The 21,841-nt window shown below is 64.3% G+C and carries 20 protein-coding genes; 11 read left to right on the top strand and 9 right to left on the bottom strand.

Annotated features, from left to right (window positions below; translation table 11 throughout):
• Positions 1-154: 154 nt before the first annotated feature.
• Complete coding sequence (locus C7G42_RS09035; RefSeq protein WP_106948568.1) at positions 155-337, bottom strand: hypothetical protein; 183 nt, start codon at positions 335-337, stop codon at positions 155-157.
• Between the two features lie 151 nt (positions 338-488).
• On the bottom strand, positions 489-1,280 hold the full coding sequence (locus C7G42_RS09030; protein ID WP_106948567.1) for an ABC transporter substrate-binding protein: 792 nt from the start codon (positions 1,278-1,280) through the stop codon (positions 489-491).
• 235 nt (positions 1,281-1,515) lie between these two features.
• Between C7G42_RS09030 and C7G42_RS09025 the strand changes: the two genes are divergently transcribed.
• Together C7G42_RS09025 and C7G42_RS09020 are read left to right on the top strand one after the other, a co-directional pair.
• Positions 1,516-2,712, top strand: coding sequence for an efflux RND transporter periplasmic adaptor subunit (locus C7G42_RS09025; RefSeq protein ID WP_199580725.1), 1,197 nt, complete (start codon positions 1,516-1,518; stop codon positions 2,710-2,712).
• 12 nt (positions 2,713-2,724) lie between these two features.
• Entirely contained in the window at positions 2,725-5,883 is a 3,159-nt protein-coding gene (locus C7G42_RS09020; RefSeq protein ID WP_106948566.1) for an efflux RND transporter permease subunit, read from the top strand.
• On the opposite strand, the gene C7G42_RS09015 is transcribed toward C7G42_RS09020, so the two are convergent.
• On the bottom strand, positions 5,880-8,135 hold the full coding sequence (locus C7G42_RS09015; protein ID WP_106948565.1) for a cation:proton antiporter domain-containing protein: 2,256 nt from the start codon (positions 8,133-8,135) through the stop codon (positions 5,880-5,882). The genes C7G42_RS09020 and C7G42_RS09015 overlap by 4 nt on opposite strands.
• A 376-nt stretch (positions 8,136-8,511) precedes the next feature.
• The gene (locus C7G42_RS09010) at positions 8,512-9,684 is read right to left on the bottom strand and encodes an MFS transporter (protein WP_106948564.1); all 1,173 of its coding nucleotides are present in this window, start codon (positions 9,682-9,684) and stop codon (positions 8,512-8,514) included.
• A gap of 53 nt (positions 9,685-9,737) precedes the next feature.
• On the opposite strand from C7G42_RS09010, the gene C7G42_RS09005 reads away from it, so the two are divergent.
• Entirely contained in the window at positions 9,738-10,610 is an 873-nt protein-coding gene (locus C7G42_RS09005) for an AraC family transcriptional regulator (RefSeq protein ID WP_106948563.1), read from the top strand.
• Between the two features lie 209 nt (positions 10,611-10,819).
• Positions 10,820-12,172, top strand: a complete 1,353-nt coding sequence (locus tag C7G42_RS09000) for a malonyl-CoA decarboxylase (protein WP_106948562.1) — start codon at positions 10,820-10,822, stop codon at positions 12,170-12,172.
• Positions 12,173-12,326: 154 nt separating this feature from the next.
• Here C7G42_RS09000 and tarD read toward each other — a convergent pair whose 3' ends face one another.
• The 5 genes from tarD to C7G42_RS08975 form a co-directional block, all read right to left on the bottom strand.
• Complete coding sequence (gene tarD / locus C7G42_RS08995; protein ID WP_106948561.1) at positions 12,327-13,496, bottom strand: D(-)-tartrate dehydratase; 1,170 nt, start codon at positions 13,494-13,496, stop codon at positions 12,327-12,329.
• 165 nt (positions 13,497-13,661) lie between these two features.
• A complete protein-coding gene (locus tag C7G42_RS08990) occupies positions 13,662-13,919 on the bottom strand; it encodes a DUF3297 family protein (protein WP_015684132.1) in 258 nt (85 codons plus the stop codon).
• The gene (locus C7G42_RS08985; protein ID WP_106948560.1) at positions 13,916-14,392 is read right to left on the bottom strand and encodes a glutathione peroxidase; all 477 of its coding nucleotides are present in this window, start codon (positions 14,390-14,392) and stop codon (positions 13,916-13,918) included. Before C7G42_RS08985 ends, C7G42_RS08990 begins: the two co-directional genes overlap by 4 nt.
• A gap of 2 nt (positions 14,393-14,394) precedes the next feature.
• Positions 14,395-15,795, bottom strand: coding sequence for an amidase family protein (locus tag C7G42_RS08980; RefSeq protein ID WP_106948910.1), 1,401 nt, complete (start codon positions 15,793-15,795; stop codon positions 14,395-14,397).
• A gap of 205 nt (positions 15,796-16,000) precedes the next feature.
• Positions 16,001-16,258, bottom strand: coding sequence for a DUF6894 family protein (locus C7G42_RS08975; protein WP_199580721.1), 258 nt, complete (start codon positions 16,256-16,258; stop codon positions 16,001-16,003).
• Between the two features lie 249 nt (positions 16,259-16,507).
• On the opposite strand from C7G42_RS08975, the gene pqqA reads away from it, so the two are divergent.
• From pqqA to C7G42_RS08940, 7 genes are all read left to right on the top strand, one after another.
• Positions 16,508-16,588, top strand: coding sequence for a pyrroloquinoline quinone precursor peptide PqqA (pqqA, locus tag C7G42_RS08970; protein WP_007595659.1), 81 nt, complete (start codon positions 16,508-16,510; stop codon positions 16,586-16,588).
• Positions 16,589-16,721: 133 nt separating this feature from the next.
• On the top strand, positions 16,722-17,651 hold the full coding sequence (gene pqqB / locus C7G42_RS08965; protein WP_106948558.1) for a pyrroloquinoline quinone biosynthesis protein PqqB: 930 nt from the start codon (positions 16,722-16,724) through the stop codon (positions 17,649-17,651).
• Positions 17,648-18,427, top strand: coding sequence for a pyrroloquinoline-quinone synthase PqqC (gene pqqC / locus C7G42_RS08960; protein ID WP_106948557.1), 780 nt, complete (start codon positions 17,648-17,650; stop codon positions 18,425-18,427). Before pqqB ends, pqqC begins: the two co-directional genes overlap by 4 nt.
• A 12-nt stretch (positions 18,428-18,439) precedes the next feature.
• Positions 18,440-18,751 carry a pyrroloquinoline quinone biosynthesis peptide chaperone PqqD gene (pqqD, locus tag C7G42_RS08955; RefSeq protein ID WP_106948556.1) on the top strand — a complete coding sequence of 104 codons (312 nt, stop codon included), beginning with the start codon at positions 18,440-18,442 and terminating at the stop codon, positions 18,749-18,751.
• The gene (pqqE, locus tag C7G42_RS08950; protein WP_106948555.1) at positions 18,748-19,941 is read left to right on the top strand and encodes a pyrroloquinoline quinone biosynthesis protein PqqE; all 1,194 of its coding nucleotides are present in this window, start codon (positions 18,748-18,750) and stop codon (positions 19,939-19,941) included. The genes pqqD and pqqE overlap by 4 nt, the downstream gene beginning before the upstream one ends.
• Complete coding sequence (gene pip / locus C7G42_RS08945; RefSeq protein ID WP_106948554.1) at positions 19,931-20,917, top strand: prolyl aminopeptidase; 987 nt, start codon at positions 19,931-19,933, stop codon at positions 20,915-20,917. The genes pqqE and pip overlap by 11 nt, the downstream gene beginning before the upstream one ends.
• Positions 20,918-20,942: 25 nt before the next feature.
• Positions 20,943-21,620 (top strand): DUF4286 family protein, encoded by a 678-nt coding sequence (locus C7G42_RS08940; RefSeq protein ID WP_106948553.1) that lies wholly within the window; start codon positions 20,943-20,945, stop codon positions 21,618-21,620.
• Positions 21,621-21,841: the final 221 nt, after the last annotated feature.

The raw sequence follows: 21,841 nt of genomic DNA, 5'->3' as shown, positions 1-21,841 counted from the left end.
TTCGCTGTAACCGTGAAAACACGGACATACTGGACGTTAGGCCACGAGAGTTCCTCCCAGCTCTAAACTTTCAGAGCGAAAAGCCGAAATAAATCAATGAAGCACGGCGCCGGCGTGCCGAACATTTCGGAACCCAGATTTGGCAGAGGCAGCGCTATCTGTCTTTACGCACCGAAAAACGGTTCTTTCGCTTTTCGAACGCGAGGTATTTTTCGATCGTAGCTTGAAATTCATCGGCCAATTCCAACCGCCGCTCAGGTGTGTTGAGGCCACGCTGAAGCTCGAGCACCCGGCCGGCCATTTCCTGGCAGATCTTCGCAAGCGACGTCTGGTTCATAGGACAGCTTCCCTCGGTGACTAGAACGAGAGGAAGTCGATCTTGGATCACATCCAGTCCGAGACAAGGAGAACTCTCGTCCGGGCGAAGCGATCCTGCGGATGACAGTAAAAGACAAGGCGACCGATCGCGCGTCTCGCCCCACTCAAGCCTACTCTGTCCGGATCGGCGTGTCCTTCAGGCCATTATCGTCATAGGCCTTGCGCAGCGTGCCGTTCGTCGTCGCGTCCGTCATGAACTTTGTGACGAAGGTCAATGCCTGCTGGTGGCCGAGCGGGACGGCGACGGCGGTCACCGTCTTCTTGAACGTCTCGTCCAGCACCTTTGTCCCTGGAATCTTCCGGGCCATCTTGTTGAGCTGATCGCGCGACAATGCGAAAGCGTCGATCTCGCCGCTCCTGAGCAGCCCGAAGATCTCGTCATAGGTCTGATAGCCCGTGACCTCGGCATGCTTCAGATGCGCGATGGCACCGCGCATGGTGGTCGTGGCGTTGACGGCGGCCACCTTGATGCCTGGTCGGTCGAGCGTCGCAAAACTGGTGACGTTCGAGCCGGGCTTGACGATGTAGGTGGCATCCGCGACCTCGTAGATCGGGCCGAACATCATCCTGGTCTCACGCTCGGGATCTTTGGGCAGCCAAGTGACGTCCCAAGTGCCTTTGCCGGCCGCATCGGTGATCTGCCCGGAATTCTGGTGCGCGACATATTCGACGGGGACGCCGAGCTGTGCGGCCATCGCCTTGCCGAGATCGACGGGGACGCCGGCATAGCCAGCTTCGGTCTTGGTCGACCAGAACGCCCCGCCTGCGGGGCTGATGGCGATCGCGACCCGCAGTCTGCCGGTCGGTGCGATCTCGTCCTTCAAGCCGTCCGCTAGCGCCGGCATGGCGACCATCGCTGCGAGACCGAGGCCGACAAGGGCCGACTGAAGGGACGTTGGCATCTCATGGTCTCCTCACCTTTTCTTCTTGGCTTTTCCCGGCTGGCTCATGCGGCCTTTGAGACAATTGTGGTCGATCGTGCGCCCAGTGAAAAGCGATTTGTCATGACAAAATTCTGTCAAAGGCCACACCACCCTGTGCAGCGCAAGGCCGGAGACTGCCATGGCTATGGTGTTCCACGGCCGGACATTTGTTGATAGCCTGCCGCACCGACAGACGATACTCGGGGGCTACCGAATGACCTCATCGAATCCCGCCTCTCCGGCGCGGCGCAATGGAGCGTGGAGACTGGCCGGGCGGAATACTCTGGCCGCCGCTGCGGCCATGGTCGCGCTGGCGGGCTGCGAGGACAAGAACACGTTCGTGGCACCGCCGCCGCCCAAGGTGGACGTGGCAACGCCGGTGCAGCGCGCCGTGACGCGCTACATCGAGGCCACCGGCAACACCGCGCCGGTCAAGAGCGTCGACCTCGTCGCGCGGGTGCAAGGCTTCCTGCAATCGATCGACTATCAGGACGGCACCTTCGTCAAGCAGGGCGCCCAGCTGTTCACGATCGAGCCGGAGACCTATAAGCTCAAGCTCGAGCAGGCGCAGGCGGCCGAGGCCGGCGCACAGGCCTCGCTCCGGCAGTCGGAAGCCGATTACAAGCGCCAGGCCGAGCTGGTGCAGCGCCAGGCGGTCTCGCAGGCCACACTCGAAAATTCCACCTCGGCGCGCGACAACGCCCAGGCCAATCTGCAGCAGGCGCAGGCCAACACCAAGCTCGCCGAGGTCAATTACGGGTACACCAAGGTTACGGCACCGTTCGACGGCATCGTCAGCGCCCACATGGTCTCGATCGGCGAGCTCGTCGGCGTCTCCTCGCCGACCCAGCTCGCGACCATCGTCGCGATGGATCCGATCTACGTGAACTTCACCGTCAACGAGCAGGACGTGCTGCGCATTCGCGCCGAAGCGAACCGCCGGGGATTGACGCCGGCCAACCTCAAGCAGTTCCCAATCCAGATCGGCCTCCAAACCGAAGCCGGCTATCCGCACGAGGGCCATCTCGACTACGTCGCGCCGACCCTCAATCAATCGACCGGCACGCTGGCGGTGCGCGGCCTCATGCCCAACGACAAGCGGGTGCTGCTGCCCGGCTATTTCGTCAGGGTCCGCGTGCCCTTCGACCAGGAGAAGACCGCGCTGCTCGTCCCTGATACCGCGCTCGGCAGCGACCAGGGCGGCCGCTATCTGCTGGTGGTCAACGGCGACAACGTCGTCGAGCAGCGCAAGGTGCAGATCGGCCCGGTCGACAATGGGCTGCGCGTCATCGAAGGCGGCCTCAAGGTGGAGGACCGCGTCGTCATCGCGGGGCTTCTGCGGGTGATCCCGGGTCAGAAGATCGATCCGCAGGTGACGAAGATCGAGCAGCCGCAAGCCTCGAACAAGTAAGGGGCCGCAGCCATGATCTCGAAGTTCTTCATCGAGCGGCCGGTCCTCTCGAACGTCATCGCGCTCTTGATGATCCTGATCGGTGGCGTCGCGCTGTTCAATCTCGCCATCGCGCAATATCCAGATGTGGTGCCGCCGACCGTGCAGGTCACCACCCGCTATCCCGGCGCCAGCGCCAAGACTGTGATCGACACCGTCGCGCTGCCGATCGAGCAGCAGGTCAACGGCGTCGAGGACATGCTCTACATGCAGTCCTACAGCGGCTCCGACGGCACCTATACGCTGACCGTGACCTTCAAGATCGGCACCGACCTCAACTTCGCGCAGGTGCTGGTGCAGAACCGCGTCTCCAGCGCGCTGTCGCAATTGCCAAGCGCCGTGCAGAACCAAGGCGTCACCGTGCAAAAGCGGTCGACATCAATCCTGCTGTTCGTGACGCTGACCTCGCCGGACTCAAAATTCGACAGCCTCTATCTGAGCAACTACGCCACGATCAACATCCGCGACGAGCTCTCGCGTCTGCCCGGCGTCGGCAACGTCACGGTGTTCGGTGCCGGCCAGTATTCGATGCGGGTCTGGCTCGATCCCAACAAGCTGCAGGTCCGCGGCCTCGTGCCGCAGGACGTCATCAACGCGATCCAGCAGCAGAGCCAGCAGGTCGCAGCCGGCCAGGTCGGTGCGCCGCCGACGCCGCCAGGCCAGGCGTTCCAGTACACGCTCAACGTCAATGGACGGCTCGACGACACCAGCCAGTTCGAGAACATCATCGTCAAGTCGGGCAGCAGCGGCGACGTCACGCGCGTCCGCGACGTCGGCTGGGTCGAGCTGGGCGCCCAGACCTACAGCCAGATCTTCTCGCTCAACAAGCAGCCAGCCGTCGGCATCGGCGTATTCCAGTCGCCTGGCGCCAACGCGCTCCAGGTCGAGCAGGCCGTCGAGAAGAAGATGGCGGACCTCGCCAAGCGCTTCCCCGAAGGCATCAAATACGACACCCCGTTCGACACCACCAAGTTCGTCGAGGCCTCGGTGCACGAGGTCTACATGACGCTGATCGAGGCCGGCCTGCTGGTGCTGGTCGTGATCCTGGTGTTCCTGCAGGACTGGCGCGCGATGCTGGTGCCGGCGACCACAGTGCCTGTCACCATCATCGGCGCCTTCGCCGCGATGGCGGCACTCGGCTTCACCATCAACATGTCGACGCTGTTTGCGATCGTGCTGGCGATCGGCATTGTGGTCGATGATGCCATCGTCGTGGTGGAAGGCGCCGCGCACAACATCGAGCAGGGCATGAACGGCCACGATGCAGCGATCAAGGCGATGGACCAGCTGTTCGCGCCGATCGTCGGCATCACGCTGGTGCTGATCTCGGTGTTCCTGCCGGCCTCGTTCCTCGCCGGGCTGACCGGGCGCATCTATTCGCAATTCGCGCTGGTGATCGCGGCGACCGCGCTGCTGTCCGCCATCAACGCGGCGACGCTGAAACCGACGCAATGCGCGCTGTGGCTGAGGCCGACGGTGCCGCCGGAGCAGCGCAATTTCTTCTATCGCGGCTTCAACGCGGTCTATGACAAGGTCGAGCGCGGCTATACAAGGCTGATTACCTTCCTGTGCCGGCACGCCACCATCTCCGTCTCGTTCGCGCTGCTGGTCATCGGAGCCAGCGGCTATGGCCTCTCGCGGGTGCCGACGGGCTTCCTGCCGATCGAGGACCAGGGCTATCTGATCGCCGCCGTGCAGCTGCCGGACGGCGCCGCGCTGGAGCGGACGCAAGCCGTGCTCGACCGGGCCAGCGAGATCATCAAGGAGACACCCGGCGTTCAGCAGGTCATCACCATCGCCGGCATCTCCGCACTCGACAACAGCGCCAGCCTTGCCAATGCCGGCGTTGCCTACATCATCCTGAAGGACTGGGACGCGCGCAAAGGGCCGGGCGAGGATCTGCGTTCGCTGGTCTATGGCCTCAACGACAAGCTCGCGACCATCATGGAGGCTCGCACCATCGTGCTGCCGCCGCCCCCGATCCAGGGCATCGGCAACGCCGCCGGCTTCTCGATGCAGGTCGAGCTGCGCGACGGCAACAGCGATTTCGCCAAGCTGCAGGCGATCACAGGGGCGATGGTCTCGAACGGCCAGAGCCAAAGCGCGCTGCAGCGCGTTCAGTCCTCGTTCCGCTCGTCGGTGCCGCAGTTCAACGTCGAGATCGACCGGGTCAAGACCCAGACGCTGCACGTGACGACGGACCAGGTGTTCTCGGCGCTGTCGACCTATCTCGGCTCGTCCTATGTCAACCAGTTCAACAAGTTCGGCCGCGTGTTCCAGGTCTACACCCAAGCCGATCCTGCCTTCCGCGTCACCGAGCGCGACATCGCCAACATGATGGTGCGCAACTCGAACGGCGACATGATCCCGATCGGCACCGTCGCCAAGATCACGCCGGCCACGGGGCCGTCGCTGATCAGCCTCTACAATCTCTATCCGTCCTCGACCGTGATCGGCCTGCCGGCGCAGGGCTATTCGTCCGGCCAATCGCTGAAGCTGATGGAGGAGATCGCCGACAAGACGCTGCCGCCTGGCACCGGCTATGAATGGACCGCGATGTCCTATCAGGAGAAGGCGGTCTCGAACCAGATCTACTGGGTGTTCGGGCTCGCCATGCTGCTGGTCTATCTCGTGCTCGCCGGCCAGTATGAGAGCTGGTACGCGCCGATCTCGGTGATCCTCGCCGTGCCGCTGTCGCTGCTCGGGCCGATGCTGATCCTCTCCGGGCTCAAGATCGACAACAACCTGTATTGCCAGATCGGCCTGATCTTGCTGATCGCGCTGTCGGCCAAGAACGCGATCCTGATCGTCGAGGTCGGGCTCGAGCTGCATGGCCGCGACGGCAAGCCGGTTTTGGAATCCGCAATCGAGGCGGCGCGGGCGCGGTTCCGGCCGATCCTGATGACGTCCTTTGCGTTCATCCTCGGCGTTGTGCCGCTGGTGCTCGCGACCGGCGCCGGCGCCAGCGCCCGCAAATCGATCGGTATCACGGTGTTCTCGGGCATGCTCGCCTCGACCTGCCTGGCGGTGCTGTTCGTGCCGGCCTTCTTCGTGGTGGTGCAGCGGTTCGAAAACTGGCGCGCCTCGAAGAAGGCGCCGAAGCCTGAGGCGGTGGCTGAGGTGAAGCCTTAGGCTTTCTCCGCAGAAGCCTTCCGCGTTTCGCCGCTGGACACCAACAGCACGGAGGCTTTCGACTGCCGCAGCACGGCGTCGGCGACTCCGCCAAAGGACAAATGATCGGCCTGGATCCGGTCGACGCCCATGATCACGAGGTCGACGTCGGTCGTGTCGATCTCGCGGAGGATCGCAGCCTCGGGCGCCCGGTTGACGCGCAAGGTCGTGGTGATGTCGACCTCGTAGCGGGCCGCGAGGTCGCTGGTATCCTTCAGGATGCCCTCCTCCTGACTGAGGCCTCGGGAAGCGCCGCGCTGCGCACCCTTGTCGCGCGTCGTCGCCACATAGATCACGCGAAGCGAGCCCGATCCAGCCTGCGCCAGCGCGACGGCGACTTCGGCGCCGCGCTTGGACACACTGCTCCCGGAAACCGGAACGAGGATGTTGAGGGCGTCAGGCTTCGGCTGCTTCAGATGCTTGCCTTTAACCGCCACGATTGCGAGCGAGCCATCGAACTCCGCCGCGATGTCCTCGATGCTCCGGTCGAAACGATCCTTGGTGGCAGTGACCTTGTCGACGCCGACCACCAGGAGATCGAATCCCTTCTTTGCCTCGTCTCCGATCGCCTCGCTGAGCGCGGCCTTCCGAACCCGGGTGGTGACGTCGACGCTGCCTGCATCCTTGTCTCCATCCGCCGCCACCTTCTCGGCAGCCTTCTTCACCACCGCCTCGTGGCTGTCCTCGTCGCCCTGCTCTTTCACGCGGCTCCCGATATGCAGCACCGTGAGCGGCAGTCCGCGCATGCCCGCGATGAGACCTGCGATGTGGGCTGCGAAGGTTGCGTTGACGCTCTCGTCCACCGCCAGCAGGAAACGTTCGAGATTGGCGACGAAGCCGCGCTTCTCGAACTCCTCGCGCTCGAGCCGTTCCTTCTCCTCCTCGTTCATCGGCAATCTGGCGAGCGCTGCGCGCAGCATCGGCGGCATCGCCATGGTCGTCACGATCGCCATGGTCACGATCATCGTGAACAGGTTCTGGCTGAGCACTCCCATGGTGAGGCCGATGGTCGCGATGATCACCTCGGTCGAGCCGCGCGCATTCATCCCGCTGGCCAGCGCGAGCGATTCCCTCGTGTTCAGGCCTCCGACGGTGCCGCCGACGAAGGCGCCGCCAAATTTCCCGACGCTGGCAATCAGAACGAGCAGTGCGGTCAGCCCCAGCAGATAGGGGTCGCGGAGCGCCGAGAGATCGGCGCTCAGTCCGGCAAGGCCGAAGAATACCGGCATGAAGAAGCTCGAGATCAATCCGCGCAGGCGCTCGTCGATCTGCCGCGTCAGGATCGGGGACTCCCCGACCAGGATGCCGGCCACGAAGGCTCCGAGCACGGTGTGCACGCCGATCAGATGCGTGACCAGCGCCATGCCGCCCATGAGCAGCAGGATCACGGTGATGACGGGGGCGGTGCTGACGAGCGTGTCGTTGGCCCAGCGGATCAGCTGGAACACCAGCCAGCGCCCCACGGTGAAACTGACGGCGAGAAAGGCCAGTGTCCCGAGCACCGCCTTGGCGACCGCAGCGATGTCGAGCGTGCCGTGCGAGGCGAGGCTGAAGATGACTGCGATGATGATCCAGCCGATGGTGTCGTCGATGATGGCAGTTGCGATAATGATCTGGCCGACATTGCGGCGCATGAAGTTCATCTCGCGCACGACGACGGCGACGATCTTCACCGAAGAGATCGACAGCGCCGTGCCCATGAACAGCGAGGCGACCAGCCGGGCCTGCGGGTTGGGGAGCAGCGCGTCAGGCAGGAATTCGCCGAGCGCGAAGCCGCACGCGAACGGCACGAGGATGCCGGCGATCGAAATCGATATCGCCGCCTTGCCGACCTTCTTCACCAGCTTGAGGTCGGTCTCCATGCCCGTCAGCAACAGGAGCAACAGGATGCCCACCTGCGCGATGCCGTCGATCATCGCCTTCTGCTCGGGCGTTTTGGGGAAAATCGCGTGCTGCGCCTCCGGCCAGATCCAGCCGAACAACGACGGGCCCAGGATGATGCCGGCGAGCAATTCGCCGATCACCGAGGGCTGGCCGATCCGCTGCATGATCTCGCCGAGGCCGCGGCCGACCGCGATCAGCAGCACGATCTGCACGATCAGCAGGAATTCGGACGGGCCGGACGCTTTGCCAGCCTCCGCACTAGCCGCAATGGTGGTGAAGACAAGCGCCGCGAGAACGAGGCCGACGGATCGGAGCAGGCGCGATGGCATCGAGGTGGCTTTTCCCCTGCATCTCCAGCCAGCAGGGTGCCGGGGAGCGACTGGGGAGAGAAACCGCCGGAGCCACGGGGAGTTCCCGCTCTTCGGCCGAGCGACCGGCGCCAAGGCAAAAAGTGCGAAAACAACCCCATGCACAGTAGCGACGGCGTTGAAAAGGCTTGAGAAAATTTCGGCTTTGGCGAAGCAATTTGCGTCGTCGGGCAAAACAGGGGTAGAGTTCATGATCGGCGGCGTGCGTGACGTGCCGCTCAGTCTCCTGTCATCCGGGGCGTCGCGCAGCGACGAGCCCGGAATCCATTTCTCTGCAGTCTCTGCCGCCCGATGGATGCCGGGTTCGCGCTTACGCGCGCCCCGGAATGACAGGACCTCACGCCGGCTGCGGCGTCCGGATCTCGCGCGGCAGGATGATGGCGGCTGCGATGGCCAGCAGGCAGAGCGCTGCGAAGGCGTGCAGCATCGTGACGAAGCCGCCCTGCTCGTAGAGCCAGGCGACCAGGCCGACCGAGGCGCCGGCGGCGGTGAAGCCGATGAAATAGCGCACCGCATAGGCGCGCGAGCGCCATTCCTCGCTGGTGTATTTGCCGACCATGGCGTCGTTGACCGTAACCTGCCCGAACGCGCCCATGACGATGCCGATCGAGACCAGGATCAGCGGCAGATTGTTCAGGCTGGCGGCCAGATACAGGAACGGCGCCAGCATGAAGGACAGCGGCAGCGCCACCGTCTTGAGCGAGTAGCGGTCGAGCAGACGGCCGATCGTGTACTGCGTCATGGCACCGAACACGTAGACGCAGGCCGCGATGATTCCGAGCAGCGCCGGACTGCTGGTCAGATCCGCCAGCCGCTCCGCAAACAGCTTCGGCAGGGCCACGGTGACGGCGTTGAACGTCGTGGAGATCGCGATCACCACGATCAGCAGCGACAGCACCACGCGCCACATGTCCTGCTTGGCCACCCGCGCCTGCGCCGCCGCCTGCTTCGAACCCTTGCGGTCCTCGTGCACGACCAGCATCGCAAAGGCGATGCCGATCAGGATGGTGACTATGCCGGGCACGACGAAGGCAAACCGCCAGCCGAAATACTGGCCGATCACGCCTGTCACCAGCGCCGAGGAGGCCACGCCGAGATTGCCCCAGACGCCGTTGATGCCCATCTCGCGGCCGAGCCGGTCGGCATAGGACACGATCATGGCGGTACCGACGGGATGGTAGATGGAGGCAAAGATGCCGATCGCGAGCAGCGCTGCGCCGAGTTGCGCCGGGGTCTGCACCAGGCCGACCGAGATCATGGACGCACCGATGCCGACGAAGAAGATCAGCATCATGTGGCGGCGGCTCCAGCGGTCCCCGAGCCAGCCGGTGAGCAGCGAGCCCGCCCCGAAAGCCACGAAGCCGGGCGTCGCATAAGGCAAAAGTTCCGAATAGGCCATGCCGAGCGCCGGCCCCATGATGATGACGGCGGCGGCGAAGATCAGCATCGCATAATGGTCGATGAAATGGCCTGCGTTGACGAAACCGATGACCCGGCTGGGGCTGTTCATTTCCCGAATCCTCTCCTGCTCCGAAATGAGTTATATCTCCTCCCCATGACGGGATGCTGCCAATGACTGTCTTGGAAAGGCCAACCTTGGAAACGCCAACCCTGCGGGAGGTCCGGAGCAACCACCGTTCGCCCGCGGGCGTCCACCTGGTTGCGCGCGACTATCCCAGGGGCATGCGGATCGATCCGCATTTGCACCGCGAGGCGCAGCTGATCTATGCGGCCAGGGGCACCATGCAGGTGACGACGCCCGGCGGCCGCTGGCTGGTGCCGCCGGACCGCGCCGTATGGGTGCCGGCCGGCCTCGAGCACGCCATCGACCTGCTCGCCGACATCGAGATGCGCACGCTGTATTTCGACCTGTCCTGGCTGAAGCGCGAGCAGCGCTATGACGGCCTGACCCGGGAATTCGTGGTGCGGGTGTCGCCGCTGCTCAACCAGGCGATCCTCGCGCTGTTCGACGCCCGCAACACCGAAGAGCGCACCGAGCTCTTGGTGCGGCTCGTCATGCTGGAATTGCACCAGGCTGAGGATTCCGCGACCTTCGTGCCGCTGCCGCACGAGCCGCGCTGCCGCCGCGCCGCCATGATCGTGCTCGACGATCCCACCGGCCTGCACGACATCGACACGCTGGCGCGCGAGGTCGGAACCTCCGCGCGCACGCTGTCGCGGCTGTTCTCGACGGAGACGCAGCTGAGCTTCAAGAGCTGGTGCCAGCGCGCCAGGATCGCGGCCGCGATCCAGCGCTTGTCGACGGATGCCGGCGTGTCGGTCAAGCAGCTCGCGACCCAACTCGGTTACGCCAGCGTGCCGGCGTTCTCGGCCGCGTTCCGTCAGGTGACGGGGCGGACGCCGACGGAGTTTGCCACACACTCGGTGTCATCGCCCGGCTTGACCGGGCGATCCAGGACTCCGAAGCGACTGTGATTGACCGATGGGCCGCAGCGTACCTGATGCCCCGCCTGCGCGGGGCATGACACCAGTGGCCGAACGCGACGCCGCGCCACGGCATGCCGCCATTCTCCAAACGCACGGCCCGACTAAAGTTGCCGCATTTCCTCCGCTGGATTGTGATCGGCTTCCGCCCAAATCGCGTGTAAGCTACCGCAACGCACAATCTTGATCCGAAAGTCCCGATGGCCAACGCCTTTTTCTCCGACCTGCTCGCCACCATCTCCGAGCGCGGACGCACGCTGCTTCGTCGCGGCGATTCCGCCGGCTCCAGACGGGATGCCGATGGGCTGATCGAGCTTTGCGATGCGCTGCTGTCGGGCCGGGGCGAGGCATCGGGCATTGCCATCGCGCGTGAGGTGCTCGACATCTACCGGGAGCTGGATGAGGCGGGACGCCGCGCCTTCTTCGACGGACTGGTGCGCGATTTCGGCCCGGATCGCGAGCGCCTGTCCAAAGCGATCGAGAAGTGGCGCGCCAAGCCGAGCGACGAGGACGCAAGCGCACTGCATTTCGCCTCGGAGCCGCGCCGGCAGGAATTGATCCGCCGCCTCAACCGTGCGCCCGGCGGTACCGGCGATCTCGTCGCCATGCGTGCGGACCTGCTCGGCATGATGAAAGGCCACACCGATTTCGCCGCGCTCGATCGCGACGTCTCGCATCTGCTGTCTTCGTGGTTCAACAGGGGGTTTCTCGTGCTGCGCCGGATTGACTGGTCGACGCCGGCCAACATCCTCGAAAAGATCATCCGTTACGAAGCGGTTCATGAGATCAGCGACTGGGACGATTTGCGCCGCCGCCTCGATCCGGTCGATCGCCGCTGCTATGCCTTCTTCCATCCCGCCATGGTCGACGAACCCCTGATCTTCGTGGAGGTGGCGCTGACCGAGACGATCCCCGGCGCGATTCAACCGCTGCTCGCCGTCGATCGCCAGCACCTGCCGATCGAGCGCGCCCGCACCGCCGTGTTCTATTCGATCTCCAACACCCAGCGCGGGCTCGGCGGCATCTCGTTCGGCAGCTTCCTGATCAAGCAGGTGGTCGAGGAGTTGCGCCGCGAACTGCCGAAGCTCGACACCTTCGTGACGCTATCGCCGGTGCCCGGCTTCATGCAGTGGGTGAAGCAGGACAAGGACCTGCCGCTGACGGACGAGGATCGCGAGGTCCTGAAGCGCCTCGACGATCCCAAATGGTTCGAGAACCCCGAGACGACCACGTTGCTGCGCGCCGTGATCGAGCCGCTTGCGGCGCATTACTTCCTGAAGGCGCGCACGCCGAAGGGCAAGCTGATCGATTCCGTCGCCCGCTTCCATCTCGGCAACGGCGCCCGGCTCGAACGCATCAACTGGCTCGGTGACCTCTCGCCGAAGGGCGTGCGCGAGTCGGCCGGCGTCATGGTCAACTACCTCTACCGCCTCGACGACATCGAGAAGAACCACGAGGCCTATGCCAATGACGGCGAGGTCGTGGCGTCGAGCGCGGTGAAGAAGCTGCTGAAGGGCGAAGGGCGACGGCTGCTGGATATGCGGTTGTCGTAGGGCGCATACACCGCTGTCATCGTCCGCGAAGGCGGACGATCCGGTATTCCAGCGGCCGGCGTTGAAGAGCTCGCTGCCGCTACATCCGCCGCGGCGTACTGGATGCTCCGCCTTCGCGGAGCATGACCGTGGAAGGCTTGGCGAGGTCCAGGCGCTACTCCGCCAGCGCCTTCATTTCCTTGTAAAGATCCGACTTGCCTTCGAAACCGATGCCGGGGAGATCCGGCATGGTGATGTGGCCGTTCTCGACGCGCACGCCATCTGGGAAGCCACCGTAGGGCTGAAACAGGTCGGGATAGCTTTCGTTGCCGCCGAGACCCAACCCCGCCGCGATGTTGAGCGACATCTGGTGGCCGCCGTGGGGGATGCAGCGGCTGGGCGACCAGCCGTGCGTCTTCAGTACTTTCAGCGTGCGCTGGTATTCGCACAGGCCATAGGACAGCGCGCAGTCGAATTGCAGCCAGTCGCGGTCGGGGCGCATGCCGCCGTAGCGGATCAGATTGCGGGCGTCCTGGTGGCTGAACAGGTTTTCGCCTGTGGCCATCGGGCCCGGATAGAATTCGGCGAGTGCTGCCTGCAGCGCGTAGTCGAGGGGATCGCCGACCTCCTCGTACCAGAACAAGGGATAGTCGCGCAGCATCTTGGCGTAGGCGATGCCGGTCTCGAGATTGAAGCGGCCGTTGGCGTCGACCGCGAGCTGCGCGTCCTTGCCGATCTCCTTCAACACCGCCTCGATGCGGGTGCGATCGTCTTCGATCGACGCGCCGCCGATCTTCATCTTGACGACGTTGTAGCCGCGATCGAGATAGCCGCGCATCTCGGCGCGCAGCATCGAGAGATCCTTGCCGGGATAGTAATAGCCGCCGGCGGCGTAGACGAACACGCGCGGATTGGCTTTGACGCCGTGGCGTTCGGCGAGCAAACGAAACAGCGGCTTTCCCGCGATCTTCGCCACCGCATCCCACACCGCCATGTCGATGGTGCCGACCGCGACCGAGCGCTCGCCGTGTCCGCCTGGCTTCTCGTTGGTCATCATCGCGGACCAGACCTTGTCGGGGTCGAGATTGTCGCCGGCGGCATTCAAGAGCGACTTCGGATCGGCTTCCGTGATGCGCGAAGCAAAGCGCTCGCGGATCAGGCCGCCCTGCCCGTAGCGGCCGTTGGAGTTGAAGCCGTAGCCGACGACGCGCTTGCCGTCGCGCACCACGTCGGTGACGACCGCAACCAGGCTCGTCGTCATCTTGGTGAAGTCGATATAGGCGTTGCGGATCGGCGAGGAGATCGGCTTGGTGATCTCGCGGACGTCGACGATGCGGACGGACATGGGGTGGCTTTCGCTGGCTGGTTATGCTCGTCATTGCGAGCGAAGCGAAGCAATCCAGTCTGTCTCCGCGGAAATAGTCTGGATTGCTTCGTCGCATCTGCGCAAAATTGCTACGCAATTTTGTCGCTGAGCTCCTCGCAATGACGAGGAGGAAGCGCGCGGCGCTTACTTCTTGTCCCTGAAATACGGCTCCACGGGACCATGCACCTTGATGGTCAGCGGGTTGCCGTGGCGGTCCTTGGCGTTTCCTGCAGTGACGCGGACCCAGCCTTCGCTGATGCAGTACTCCTCGACGTTGGTTTTCTCGACGCCCTTGAAGCGGATGCCGACGTCGCGGGAGAGAATATCCGCGTTGTAATAGGGGCTGTTCGGATCGACCGACAGGCGGTCCGGAAATTCGTCGCTCATGATTGTCTCGCTCATAGCAGGGCCTCGATTTGATTGCGCAATCCTTCGGGCCGTGCGGTCGGTGCGTAGCGCGCGATCACCTTTCCGGCACGGTCCACCAGGAATTTGGTGAAATTCCATTTGATGGAGGCGCCCAGCAGGCCCGATTGCTGGCGTTTCAGGTACTCGTACAATGGGTGCGCGTTGGCGCCGTTGACGTCGATCTTCTCGAACAGGGGAAAGGTGACGTCGTAATGGGTCGAGCAGAACGCCTGGATCTCATCTGCCGGCCCCGGCTCCTGCGCGCCGAACTGGTTGCAGGGAAAACCGAGCACGGAGAGGCCGCGCGGCGAGAGATCGCGATGCAGATCCTCCAGACCACGATATTGCGGCGTGAAGCCGCATTTGCTCGCGGTGTTGACGATCAGCAGCACCTGCCCTTCGAAACGTTTCAGGGCGACCTCCTCGCCCGCGAGCGAGTTGGCCTTGAAGTCGTAGATGGCGGACATCGCTAACCCACGGGGTCGATCGGCGACGGCGGCACGCCGCCGGCCTCGATCGCCTCGCCCGCAAGCAGGCAGAGATCCTCGCGATAGCGGCCGGAGACGATATGCACGCCGACCGGCGCCTTGCCGACGAGGCCGGTGGAGACCACGAGGCCTGGCAGCCCCATGAAGGGAATCGCAATCTGCGGCAGCTGCGCTTCCCAGACGCGCTTGAAGGACTCCTCGTCCTTGCGGTCGAGATGATCGGGGAACGGCAGCTCGCCGGACACCGGCGTCAGCAGCACGGCGTATTTTTCGAAGAACAGCATCCAGTCGCGGGTCAGCGTGGCTCTTCGGGTCAGCGCCTTTGCGTAATTGGCCTGATCCATCGGCGTGACCCTGGCGCGGTTGCCGCGCAGGCACGCCAGCGCGCCGGGATCGCCCTCGCGCTCAGCCATTTCCAGCTGGGCCTCATAGCCGTCACCGAGCCAGAGCTTGATCTGCCACTCGACGGCTTCGCGCATCGACGGCGTGTTTTCGATCGTCTCGACCGTCCAGCCGGCACGCTCGAGCCGCTTGCCGGCATCGATCACCGCGGCCTTCACCTCAGGCGTGGTGGCAAGGCCGTCCGGATTGAGGCAGAGCGCGGCGCGCTTGTCCCGTGCGGGACCTTCCAACGGGGCCGGCACAAACCAGGGGTCGCGGATGTCGCGGGCCGACATCGCGGCCAGCGAAATCCTGATGTCGTTGACGGTGCGCGCCAGCGGGCCCGAGACCGCCATGATCTGCGGCCCGATCGGCCGCTCCGGCAGCGCCGGATTGAAGGCGGGGATGCGGCCCAGCGTCGGGCGCAGGCCATGCACGCCGCAGGCATAGGCGGGGTAGCGGATCGAGCCGGCGATGTCGGTGCCGTGGGCGATATGGCCGATGCCGGCCGCGACCGCCGAACCGGCGCCGCCGGAGGAGCCGCCCGGGGTCAGCGAGGCATCGCGGGGGTTCTTGGTGTCGCCATGGACCAGATTGGTCGTGAACCAGCGATAGGAGAAGGCCGGGCAATTGGTGCGGCCCAGGAGGACAGCGCCCGCTTTCCGGAAGTTGGCGACCACCGGATTGTCCTCGCGCGCGATCAGATCGCGCTGGAGCTTCAGGCCGTTGGTGGTGGCAAAGCCTTCCTGGTCGACATTGGCCTTGATGGTGACGGGCACGCCGGCGAGCACGCCGGGGTCCTCGCCCCTGGCGATGGCGGCATCGACGGCGTCGGCCTGCTTGAGCACGTCCTCCGGCCGGTGGTCGATCACCGCGTTGAGCTTGGGATTGACGGCATCGAGCCGGGCGAGCCCAGCCTTGGCGGCCTCCCTGGCGGACACCTTTTTGGACTTGACGAGGGTGGCGAGGTCGGCGGCCGACAGGCGCCAGAGATCTTGCATGGCTTGCTCCGTGTAACCGGCGTCTTTTAGCGCCGGGAACGCGGCAAAGCCATGCGGATTTCGCAGGGATACCTCCGTCATTGCGAGCGGAGCGACGCAATCCAGACTGCCTCCGGAGGGGCAGCCTGGATTGCTTCGTCGCAAGGGCTCCTCGCAATGACGGGGGGAAGCGGCGAGCCTCTCTTCGCGTCGCAGACCGGTCCGGCTAATGGCGCGTCGCGGACTTGTCGGGGATGTCCAGCAGGGCCTCGGTGAAGGGGAACTCCAGCACGACCTCGCCTTCGCCGTCAGTCACCTCGATCACGGCGTCCAACAGGGCGCGTTGGGTACCCTCGGACTTCACCACCTCCAGGATCATCTGGCGGGCGACCTCCCAGGCGTGGTCGGGATTGCGCAGGTCCTCGCCTTCAGGATCCACGATCAATTCGTCGTCGATACGGGTGTTGAAGAAATATCTGGGCATCATCGAGATCCAGTTGGGTCGCCTGTACCGGAATGAAAGCTGCACTGCACTCACAATTGCTTTATCAGGACAGGGTTCACGACCGAATGCGCCGGACGCAAGGCAGTGCCTCAGAAGTGGTGTTCCCGAAGTTATTTTTCGCGGCGCAACATGGACTTCTCGGGAAAATTTCACTGGCGAACTTCTCAGCGCGCACTAACTTAACGGGTGGGCGGATACGTCCGAATTCGCGAAAATGGAGTGCCAAAAATGGCTTGGAAAGCCCCGAAGATCGTCGAAGTGCCCTGCGGCATGGAAATCAACATGTATGTGAGCGCCACCCGCAAGTAAGCGGTTGGTGAGTTTGCGTTCTGCGCAGGTGGATCTTCCGGCCCGCGTTCTTTCGGTCACGATAGGTTTCCGGAAGATAAGAAGCGTGTTGGCGTAAGATCCACCTGGCGACGTTGCTTCCAGGAGACGGATCATGCTTCGCGTCGTCGTCCTGGGCGCCGCAGCTGGCGGCGGAGTGCCGCAATGGAATTGCGGCTGCGAGGGCTGCCGGGCGGCCCGTGCGAACGGTCACGAACTCCAGAGAACCCAGGCCTCGGTCGCCTTCAGCGGCGACGGCGAGCACTGGTTCCTGATCAATGCTTCCCCGGATCTGCGCCAGCAATTGAATGCCACGCCGCAATTGCACCCCAAGGCCGGGGCGCTGCGCCATACGCCCGTCGCGGGCGTGATCCTGACCAACAGCGAAGTGGATGCGGTGGCCGGCCTGCTGTCGATGCGCGAGAGCTCGCCGTTCACGATCTACGCGCACGACAAGGTGCTGGCGATCCTTGCCAGCAACAGCATCTTCAACGTGCTGAACGAGAAGCACGTGCGGCGCCAACCGATCGGCATCAATGAGCCGTTCGAGCCGCGCCTCCCCGACGGTGCGCGCTCCGGACTGGAAGTGCTGCCCTTCGCCGTGTCGGGTAAGTCGGCCTGGTATCTGGAAGGCAAGGCGCATCCCGGCGGCGAGAGCGGCGACGGCGACACACTGGGCCTGAAGATCACCGACAAGACGACCGGGAAGTGTTTCTACTTCATCGCCGCCTGCGCCGAGGTGACCGACGCGCTCAAGGCCGAGATCGACGGCGCTTCGCTGGTGTTCTTCGATGGCACGGTCTGGCAGGACGACGAGATGATCAAGGCCGGATTAGGCCACAAGACCGGCAGGAGCATGGGACACGTCGCCATGTCCGGGCAGGACGGCGCCATCGCGCGGCTGGCCGACCTTAGTATCGACAGGAAGATATTTCTGCATATCAATAACTCGAACCCGGCGCTGCTGCCCGCTTCACCCGAGCGCAAGGCCGCTGAACAGGCGGGCTGGCAGATACCCGCCGACGGAACGGAGATCGTGCTGTGAATGCCGCGTCCATGACAGGAATGACCGCGCTCTCTGTTGGCAAGGACATCAGGCTCAACTCCGCCGGGGAGTTGGAGGCGACGCTGCGCCATATCGGCGCGACGCGCTATCACAGCCTGCATCCGTTCCATAAGCTGTTGCACGGCGGCAAGCTGAACAAGGGCCAGGTGCAGGCCTGGGCGCTGAACCGCTATTATTACCAGAGCACGATCCCGATCAAGGACGCGGTGGTGATCTCGCGCTTCCGCGATCGCGCCACGCGCCTGGAATGGCGTCACCGCATCGAGGACCATGACGGCGACGTCGGCAGCGAGGGCGGCATCGAGCGCTGGCTGAAATTGACAGACGGCCTCGGCCTCGACACGGCTTACGTGGAATCCACCGAAGGCATCCTGCCGGCGACGCGCTTTGCAGTGGAGGCTTACGTCCACTACTGTCGCGAGAAGAGCCCGCTGGAGGCGATCGCTTCCTCGCTGACCGAGCTGTTTGCGCCGAACCTGCACGAGGAGCGCATTGCCGGCATGCTGGAGCACTACGACTTCGTCAATCCCGACATCATGAGCTACTTCAAGCGCCGCCTGGCGCAAGCGCCGCGCGACGCCAATTTCGCTCTCGACTATGTCAGGACTCACGCGAGAACGCCGGAGGAGCGCGCGTTGGTTTGCAATGCGCTGATCTTCAAGACCAACGTGCTGTGGGTGCAGCTGGATGCGCTCCAGCACGCCTATGTCGAGGGCAATATTCCGCCGGGCGCGTTCGTGCCCAAAGCCGGCTGAAGAGGAGCTGGAATGGCCGGGCCGCGGAACATCAGCGTCAGCGAGGCGAGCCGCCCGGTGCTGCCGCGGCACGCCAAGCTGAAATATGACGAGACGCGCAAGGTCTGGGTCATCCTGGCGCCGGAACGCGTGCTGGCGCCGGACGAGATCGCGGTCGAGGTCTTGCAGCTCTGCAATGGCGAGCGCAATGTCGGCGACATTGCCGACCTGTTGGCAGCAAAATACGCGGCGCCACGCGAGGCGATCCTCGCCGACGTCATCGTCATGCTGCAGGATCTCGCCGACAAGGGCTTCCTCACCGAGCTCAGGGAGAAGACGCCATGAGCGATGTGCTCCCGACCATCCCGCCTGACACCAGCGACAGCCTCGCGGTGCTGGAGAAGAGCCGCTCGACGGCAGAGACGTTCGGCATTCCGCTCGCCGTGCTGCTCGAGATCACCCATCGCTGCCCGCTGCAATGCCCCTACTGCTCCAACCCGGTCGAACTCGACCGCTCCGGCAAGGAGCTGACCACCGATGAATGGAAGAAGGTGCTGAGCGAGCTCGCCGAGATCGGCGTGCTGCAGGTGCATTTCTCCGGCGGCGAGCCGACGGCGCGCAAGGACCTCGTCGACCTCGTCAAGCATGCCAGCGACGTCGGCCTCTACACCAACCTCATCACTTCGGCCGTGCTGCTGACGCGCGAGAAGCTGAGCGAACTCGCCGATGCCGGGCTCTGCCATGTGCAGATCTCTTTCCAGGGCATCGAGGAAGGCCTCGCCGATCGCGTCGCCGGCTACAAGGGCGGGCACCGCAAGAAGCTCGAAGTCGCAAAATGGACGCGCGAACTCGATCTGCCGCTCACCGTGAACGCGGTAATGCATCGCCAGAATTTGCATCAGCTGCCCGACATCATCCAGATGTCCGTCGATCTCGACGCCGACCGGCTCGAGGTCGCCAATGTCCAGTATTATGGCTGGGCGCTGAAGAACCGCGCCGCGCTGATGCCGACGGTGGCGCAGTTGGATGAGTGCACGGCGATCGTCGAGGCGGCGCGCGAGCGGCTGAAGGGCCGGCTGACGATCGACTACGTGGTCCCTGATTACTACGCACTGCGGCCGAAGAAATGCATGGGCGGCTGGGGTCGGCAGTTCTTCAACATCTCGCCGGCCGGCAAGGTGCTGCCCTGCCACGCCGCCGAGAGCATCACCGGGCTCGACTTCTTGTCGGTGCGCTCCAATCATTCGATCGCCTGGATCTGGCAGAACTCCGAGGCCTTCAACCGCTATCGCGGCACCGGCTGGATGAAGGAGCCGTGCAAGAGCTGCGAATTCCGCGAGATCGATTTCGGCGGCTGCCGCTGCCAGGCCTTCGCGCTGACGGGCGATGCCGCCAACACCGACCCCGCCTGTGCGCTGTCACCGCTGCACGAGACCATCTTCAAGCAGGCGGAGGCCGAGGCCGAGGGCGAGACCAGCCGCTTCCTCTATCGCAACTTCGCCGGCGGCACCCTGGAATCCGAGAATGGGACCTGACGCCGACGCGGCCGCTTCCATTAGACGTGCCGATCCCTTTGCGCCGCTGACCTCCGACATGCTCGATGTCGGCGACGGCCATGAGGTCTATGTCGAGAGCGTCGGCCGCAGCGACGGCCTTCCCGCGGTCTATCTGCATGGCGGGCCCGGCAGCGGCTGCCAGCCCGACCATCGCCGGCTGTTCGATCCCGAGCGGATGCATGCGGTACTGTTCGACCAGCGCGGCTGCGGCCGCAGCCGGCCCAAGGGATCGCGCCAGCACAACACCACGGCGCATCTGATCGCGGACATGGAGAAGATTCGCGAAAAGTTCGGCTTCGATCGCTGGATGGTGGTGGGTGGCTCCTGGGGCGCGACATTGGCGCTGGCGTATGCGCAAGCGCATCCCGAGCGCGTCTCCGGCATTGCGCTCCGCGCGACATTCCTCGGGACCCGAGCGGAAGTCGAGACGGCCTTCACTTCGCGCCTGTCGCAGTTCTATCCTGCGCTCTACGAGGATTTTCTCAGCGTGCTGCCGCCAGAGGAGCGCGAGCACCCGGTCGAAGCCTATTATCGCCGCATCCTCGATGCCGATCCGGCCGTGCACGGACCGGCGGCCCGCGCCTGGCACGACACCGAGCGTGCCCTGTCGGAGCACAAGCCGGCAAAGACGCGGCTGGACCTGGCGTCGCTGAACGTCTGGCGCACGCTGCCGGCGACGCCGTTCATGGAGGCGCATTACTTCATCAATGACAGCTTCATGAGCGAAGACCAACTGCTGCGGAACGCGGACCGGCTCGCCGGCATTCCCGGCATTATCGTGCAGGGCCGCTACGACATGTTGTGCCCTCCCCGGACGTCCCACGCGCTCGCGAAAGCGTGGCCGAGTTCCGAAATTCGCCTCGTGGAAGAAGCCGGACATTCGCTCTATGATGCCGGCGTGAGGGATGCGGTGATGAAGTCGATCGCGGACCTCGCGTCGAAGGCCGCGCGTTAATGCGCGAAAGAAGGACAACAAGAAAATGCCGCTCGCCGGAAAGGGCATGCTGCTGACGTCGATGAACATCGACGCGGCCGATGAGGCCGATTTCAACCGTTGGTACGATCGCGAGCATCTGGAAGAGCGCGTCGCGATCGACGGTTTTCTGGAAGCGCGGCGCTATGTCGCGCACGCCGCCGATCCCAAATATCTCTCGCTGTACTCGACCGTGACGCTCGACGTGCTCGACAGCCCCGCTTACCGGGCGCGGCTCGCCAATCAGACCAAATGGTCGCGCCGGAGCATGGCGCATTTCAAGGACATGCTGCGCGTGGTCGCGCGCATCACCGTCAGCAACGGCACCGGCCGGGGCGCGGCGCTCGGCGTGGTTCGCCTGCGTCCGACGCCCGACAATGCAGGCGCATGGCGTGATGCACTGCAAGAAAAGCTGGCGCCGGAGCAACGCGACGGCGTCATCTCCATGCATCTACTGGAGAGCGAGCCCGAACTGTCCGGCGCAACGGCAGACATTCCGGCGGTGCGCAACGAGGGCGCGCGCGACTGGTTCGTGCTGATCGACGGTACGCATGTCGGCGCGGTCTCGGCCGTGATCGCCGAACGCTTCACAGGCCCTGCTGCATCGCCCTTCCCGCTGCCCGTCTCGGTCGGCACTTACAGCCTGATGTGGGACCTCGCGAAGAGCGACATCGGGCGCGGCTGACATCAGCCGTCATTGCGAGCGCAACGAAGCAATCCAGACTGCCACCGCAGCGACACCCTGGATTGCTTCGTCGCAAGGGCTCCTCGCAATGACGCGGATGGAGCGCATCGCACATATTGCACCGCACGCATCGTGCCGCCGTTAATGCTGTGCGCGCTTGGCTCCCATGAAAGCGGGGAGGCGCAGAACTTTGCCGTTGTACTTCGGAAAGGTTCTAATAA

Origin of the sequence: Bradyrhizobium sp. MOS003, from assembly GCF_003020125.1 — a bacterium.
GTDB lineage: Bacteria > Pseudomonadota > Alphaproteobacteria > Rhizobiales > Xanthobacteraceae > Bradyrhizobium.
The sequence above is the reverse complement of the archived record's forward strand: the minus strand, read 5'-3'. Positions and strand labels throughout refer to the sequence as shown.

Coding starts and splice junctions, on each gene's coding strand:
- C7G42_RS08985 (WP_106948560.1), bottom strand. CDS start 14,392: ATGTCCGCCATCTACGACTTCAAGGCCAACTCGCTCGCGGGCGAGGAG.
- C7G42_RS08990 (WP_015684132.1), bottom strand. CDS start 13,919: ATGAGCGAGACAATCATGAGCGACGAATTTCCGGACCGCCTGTCGGTC.
- C7G42_RS09005 (WP_106948563.1), top strand. CDS start 9,738: ATGCTGCCAATGACTGTCTTGGAAAGGCCAACCTTGGAAACGCCAACC.
- C7G42_RS08940 (WP_106948553.1), top strand. CDS start 20,943: ATGCCGCTCGCCGGAAAGGGCATGCTGCTGACGTCGATGAACATCGAC.
- pqqE (WP_106948555.1), top strand. CDS start 18,748: ATGAGCGATGTGCTCCCGACCATCCCGCCTGACACCAGCGACAGCCTC.
- pqqB (WP_106948558.1), top strand. CDS start 16,722: ATGCTTCGCGTCGTCGTCCTGGGCGCCGCAGCTGGCGGCGGAGTGCCG.
- C7G42_RS08980 (WP_106948910.1), bottom strand. CDS start 15,795: ATGCAAGATCTCTGGCGCCTGTCGGCCGCCGACCTCGCCACCCTCGTC.
- C7G42_RS09035 (WP_106948568.1), bottom strand. CDS start 337: ATGAACCAGACGTCGCTTGCGAAGATCTGCCAGGAAATGGCCGGCCGG.
- pqqD (WP_106948556.1), top strand. CDS start 18,440: ATGGCCGGGCCGCGGAACATCAGCGTCAGCGAGGCGAGCCGCCCGGTG.
- C7G42_RS09010 (WP_106948564.1), bottom strand. CDS start 9,684: ATGAACAGCCCCAGCCGGGTCATCGGTTTCGTCAACGCAGGCCATTTC.
- tarD (WP_106948561.1), bottom strand. CDS start 13,496: ATGTCCGTCCGCATCGTCGACGTCCGCGAGATCACCAAGCCGATCTCC.
- C7G42_RS09020 (WP_106948566.1), top strand. CDS start 2,725: ATGATCTCGAAGTTCTTCATCGAGCGGCCGGTCCTCTCGAACGTCATC.
- C7G42_RS08975 (WP_199580721.1), bottom strand. CDS start 16,258: ATGCCCAGATATTTCTTCAACACCCGTATCGACGACGAATTGATCGTG.
- pip (WP_106948554.1), top strand. CDS start 19,931: ATGGGACCTGACGCCGACGCGGCCGCTTCCATTAGACGTGCCGATCCC.
- C7G42_RS09000 (WP_106948562.1), top strand. CDS start 10,820: ATGGCCAACGCCTTTTTCTCCGACCTGCTCGCCACCATCTCCGAGCGC.
- pqqA (WP_007595659.1), top strand. CDS start 16,508: ATGGCTTGGAAAGCCCCGAAGATCGTCGAAGTGCCCTGCGGCATGGAA.
- C7G42_RS09030 (WP_106948567.1), bottom strand. CDS start 1,280: ATGCCAACGTCCCTTCAGTCGGCCCTTGTCGGCCTCGGTCTCGCAGCG.
- C7G42_RS09025 (WP_199580725.1), top strand. CDS start 1,516: ATGACCTCATCGAATCCCGCCTCTCCGGCGCGGCGCAATGGAGCGTGG.
- C7G42_RS09015 (WP_106948565.1), bottom strand. CDS start 8,135: ATGCCATCGCGCCTGCTCCGATCCGTCGGCCTCGTTCTCGCGGCGCTT.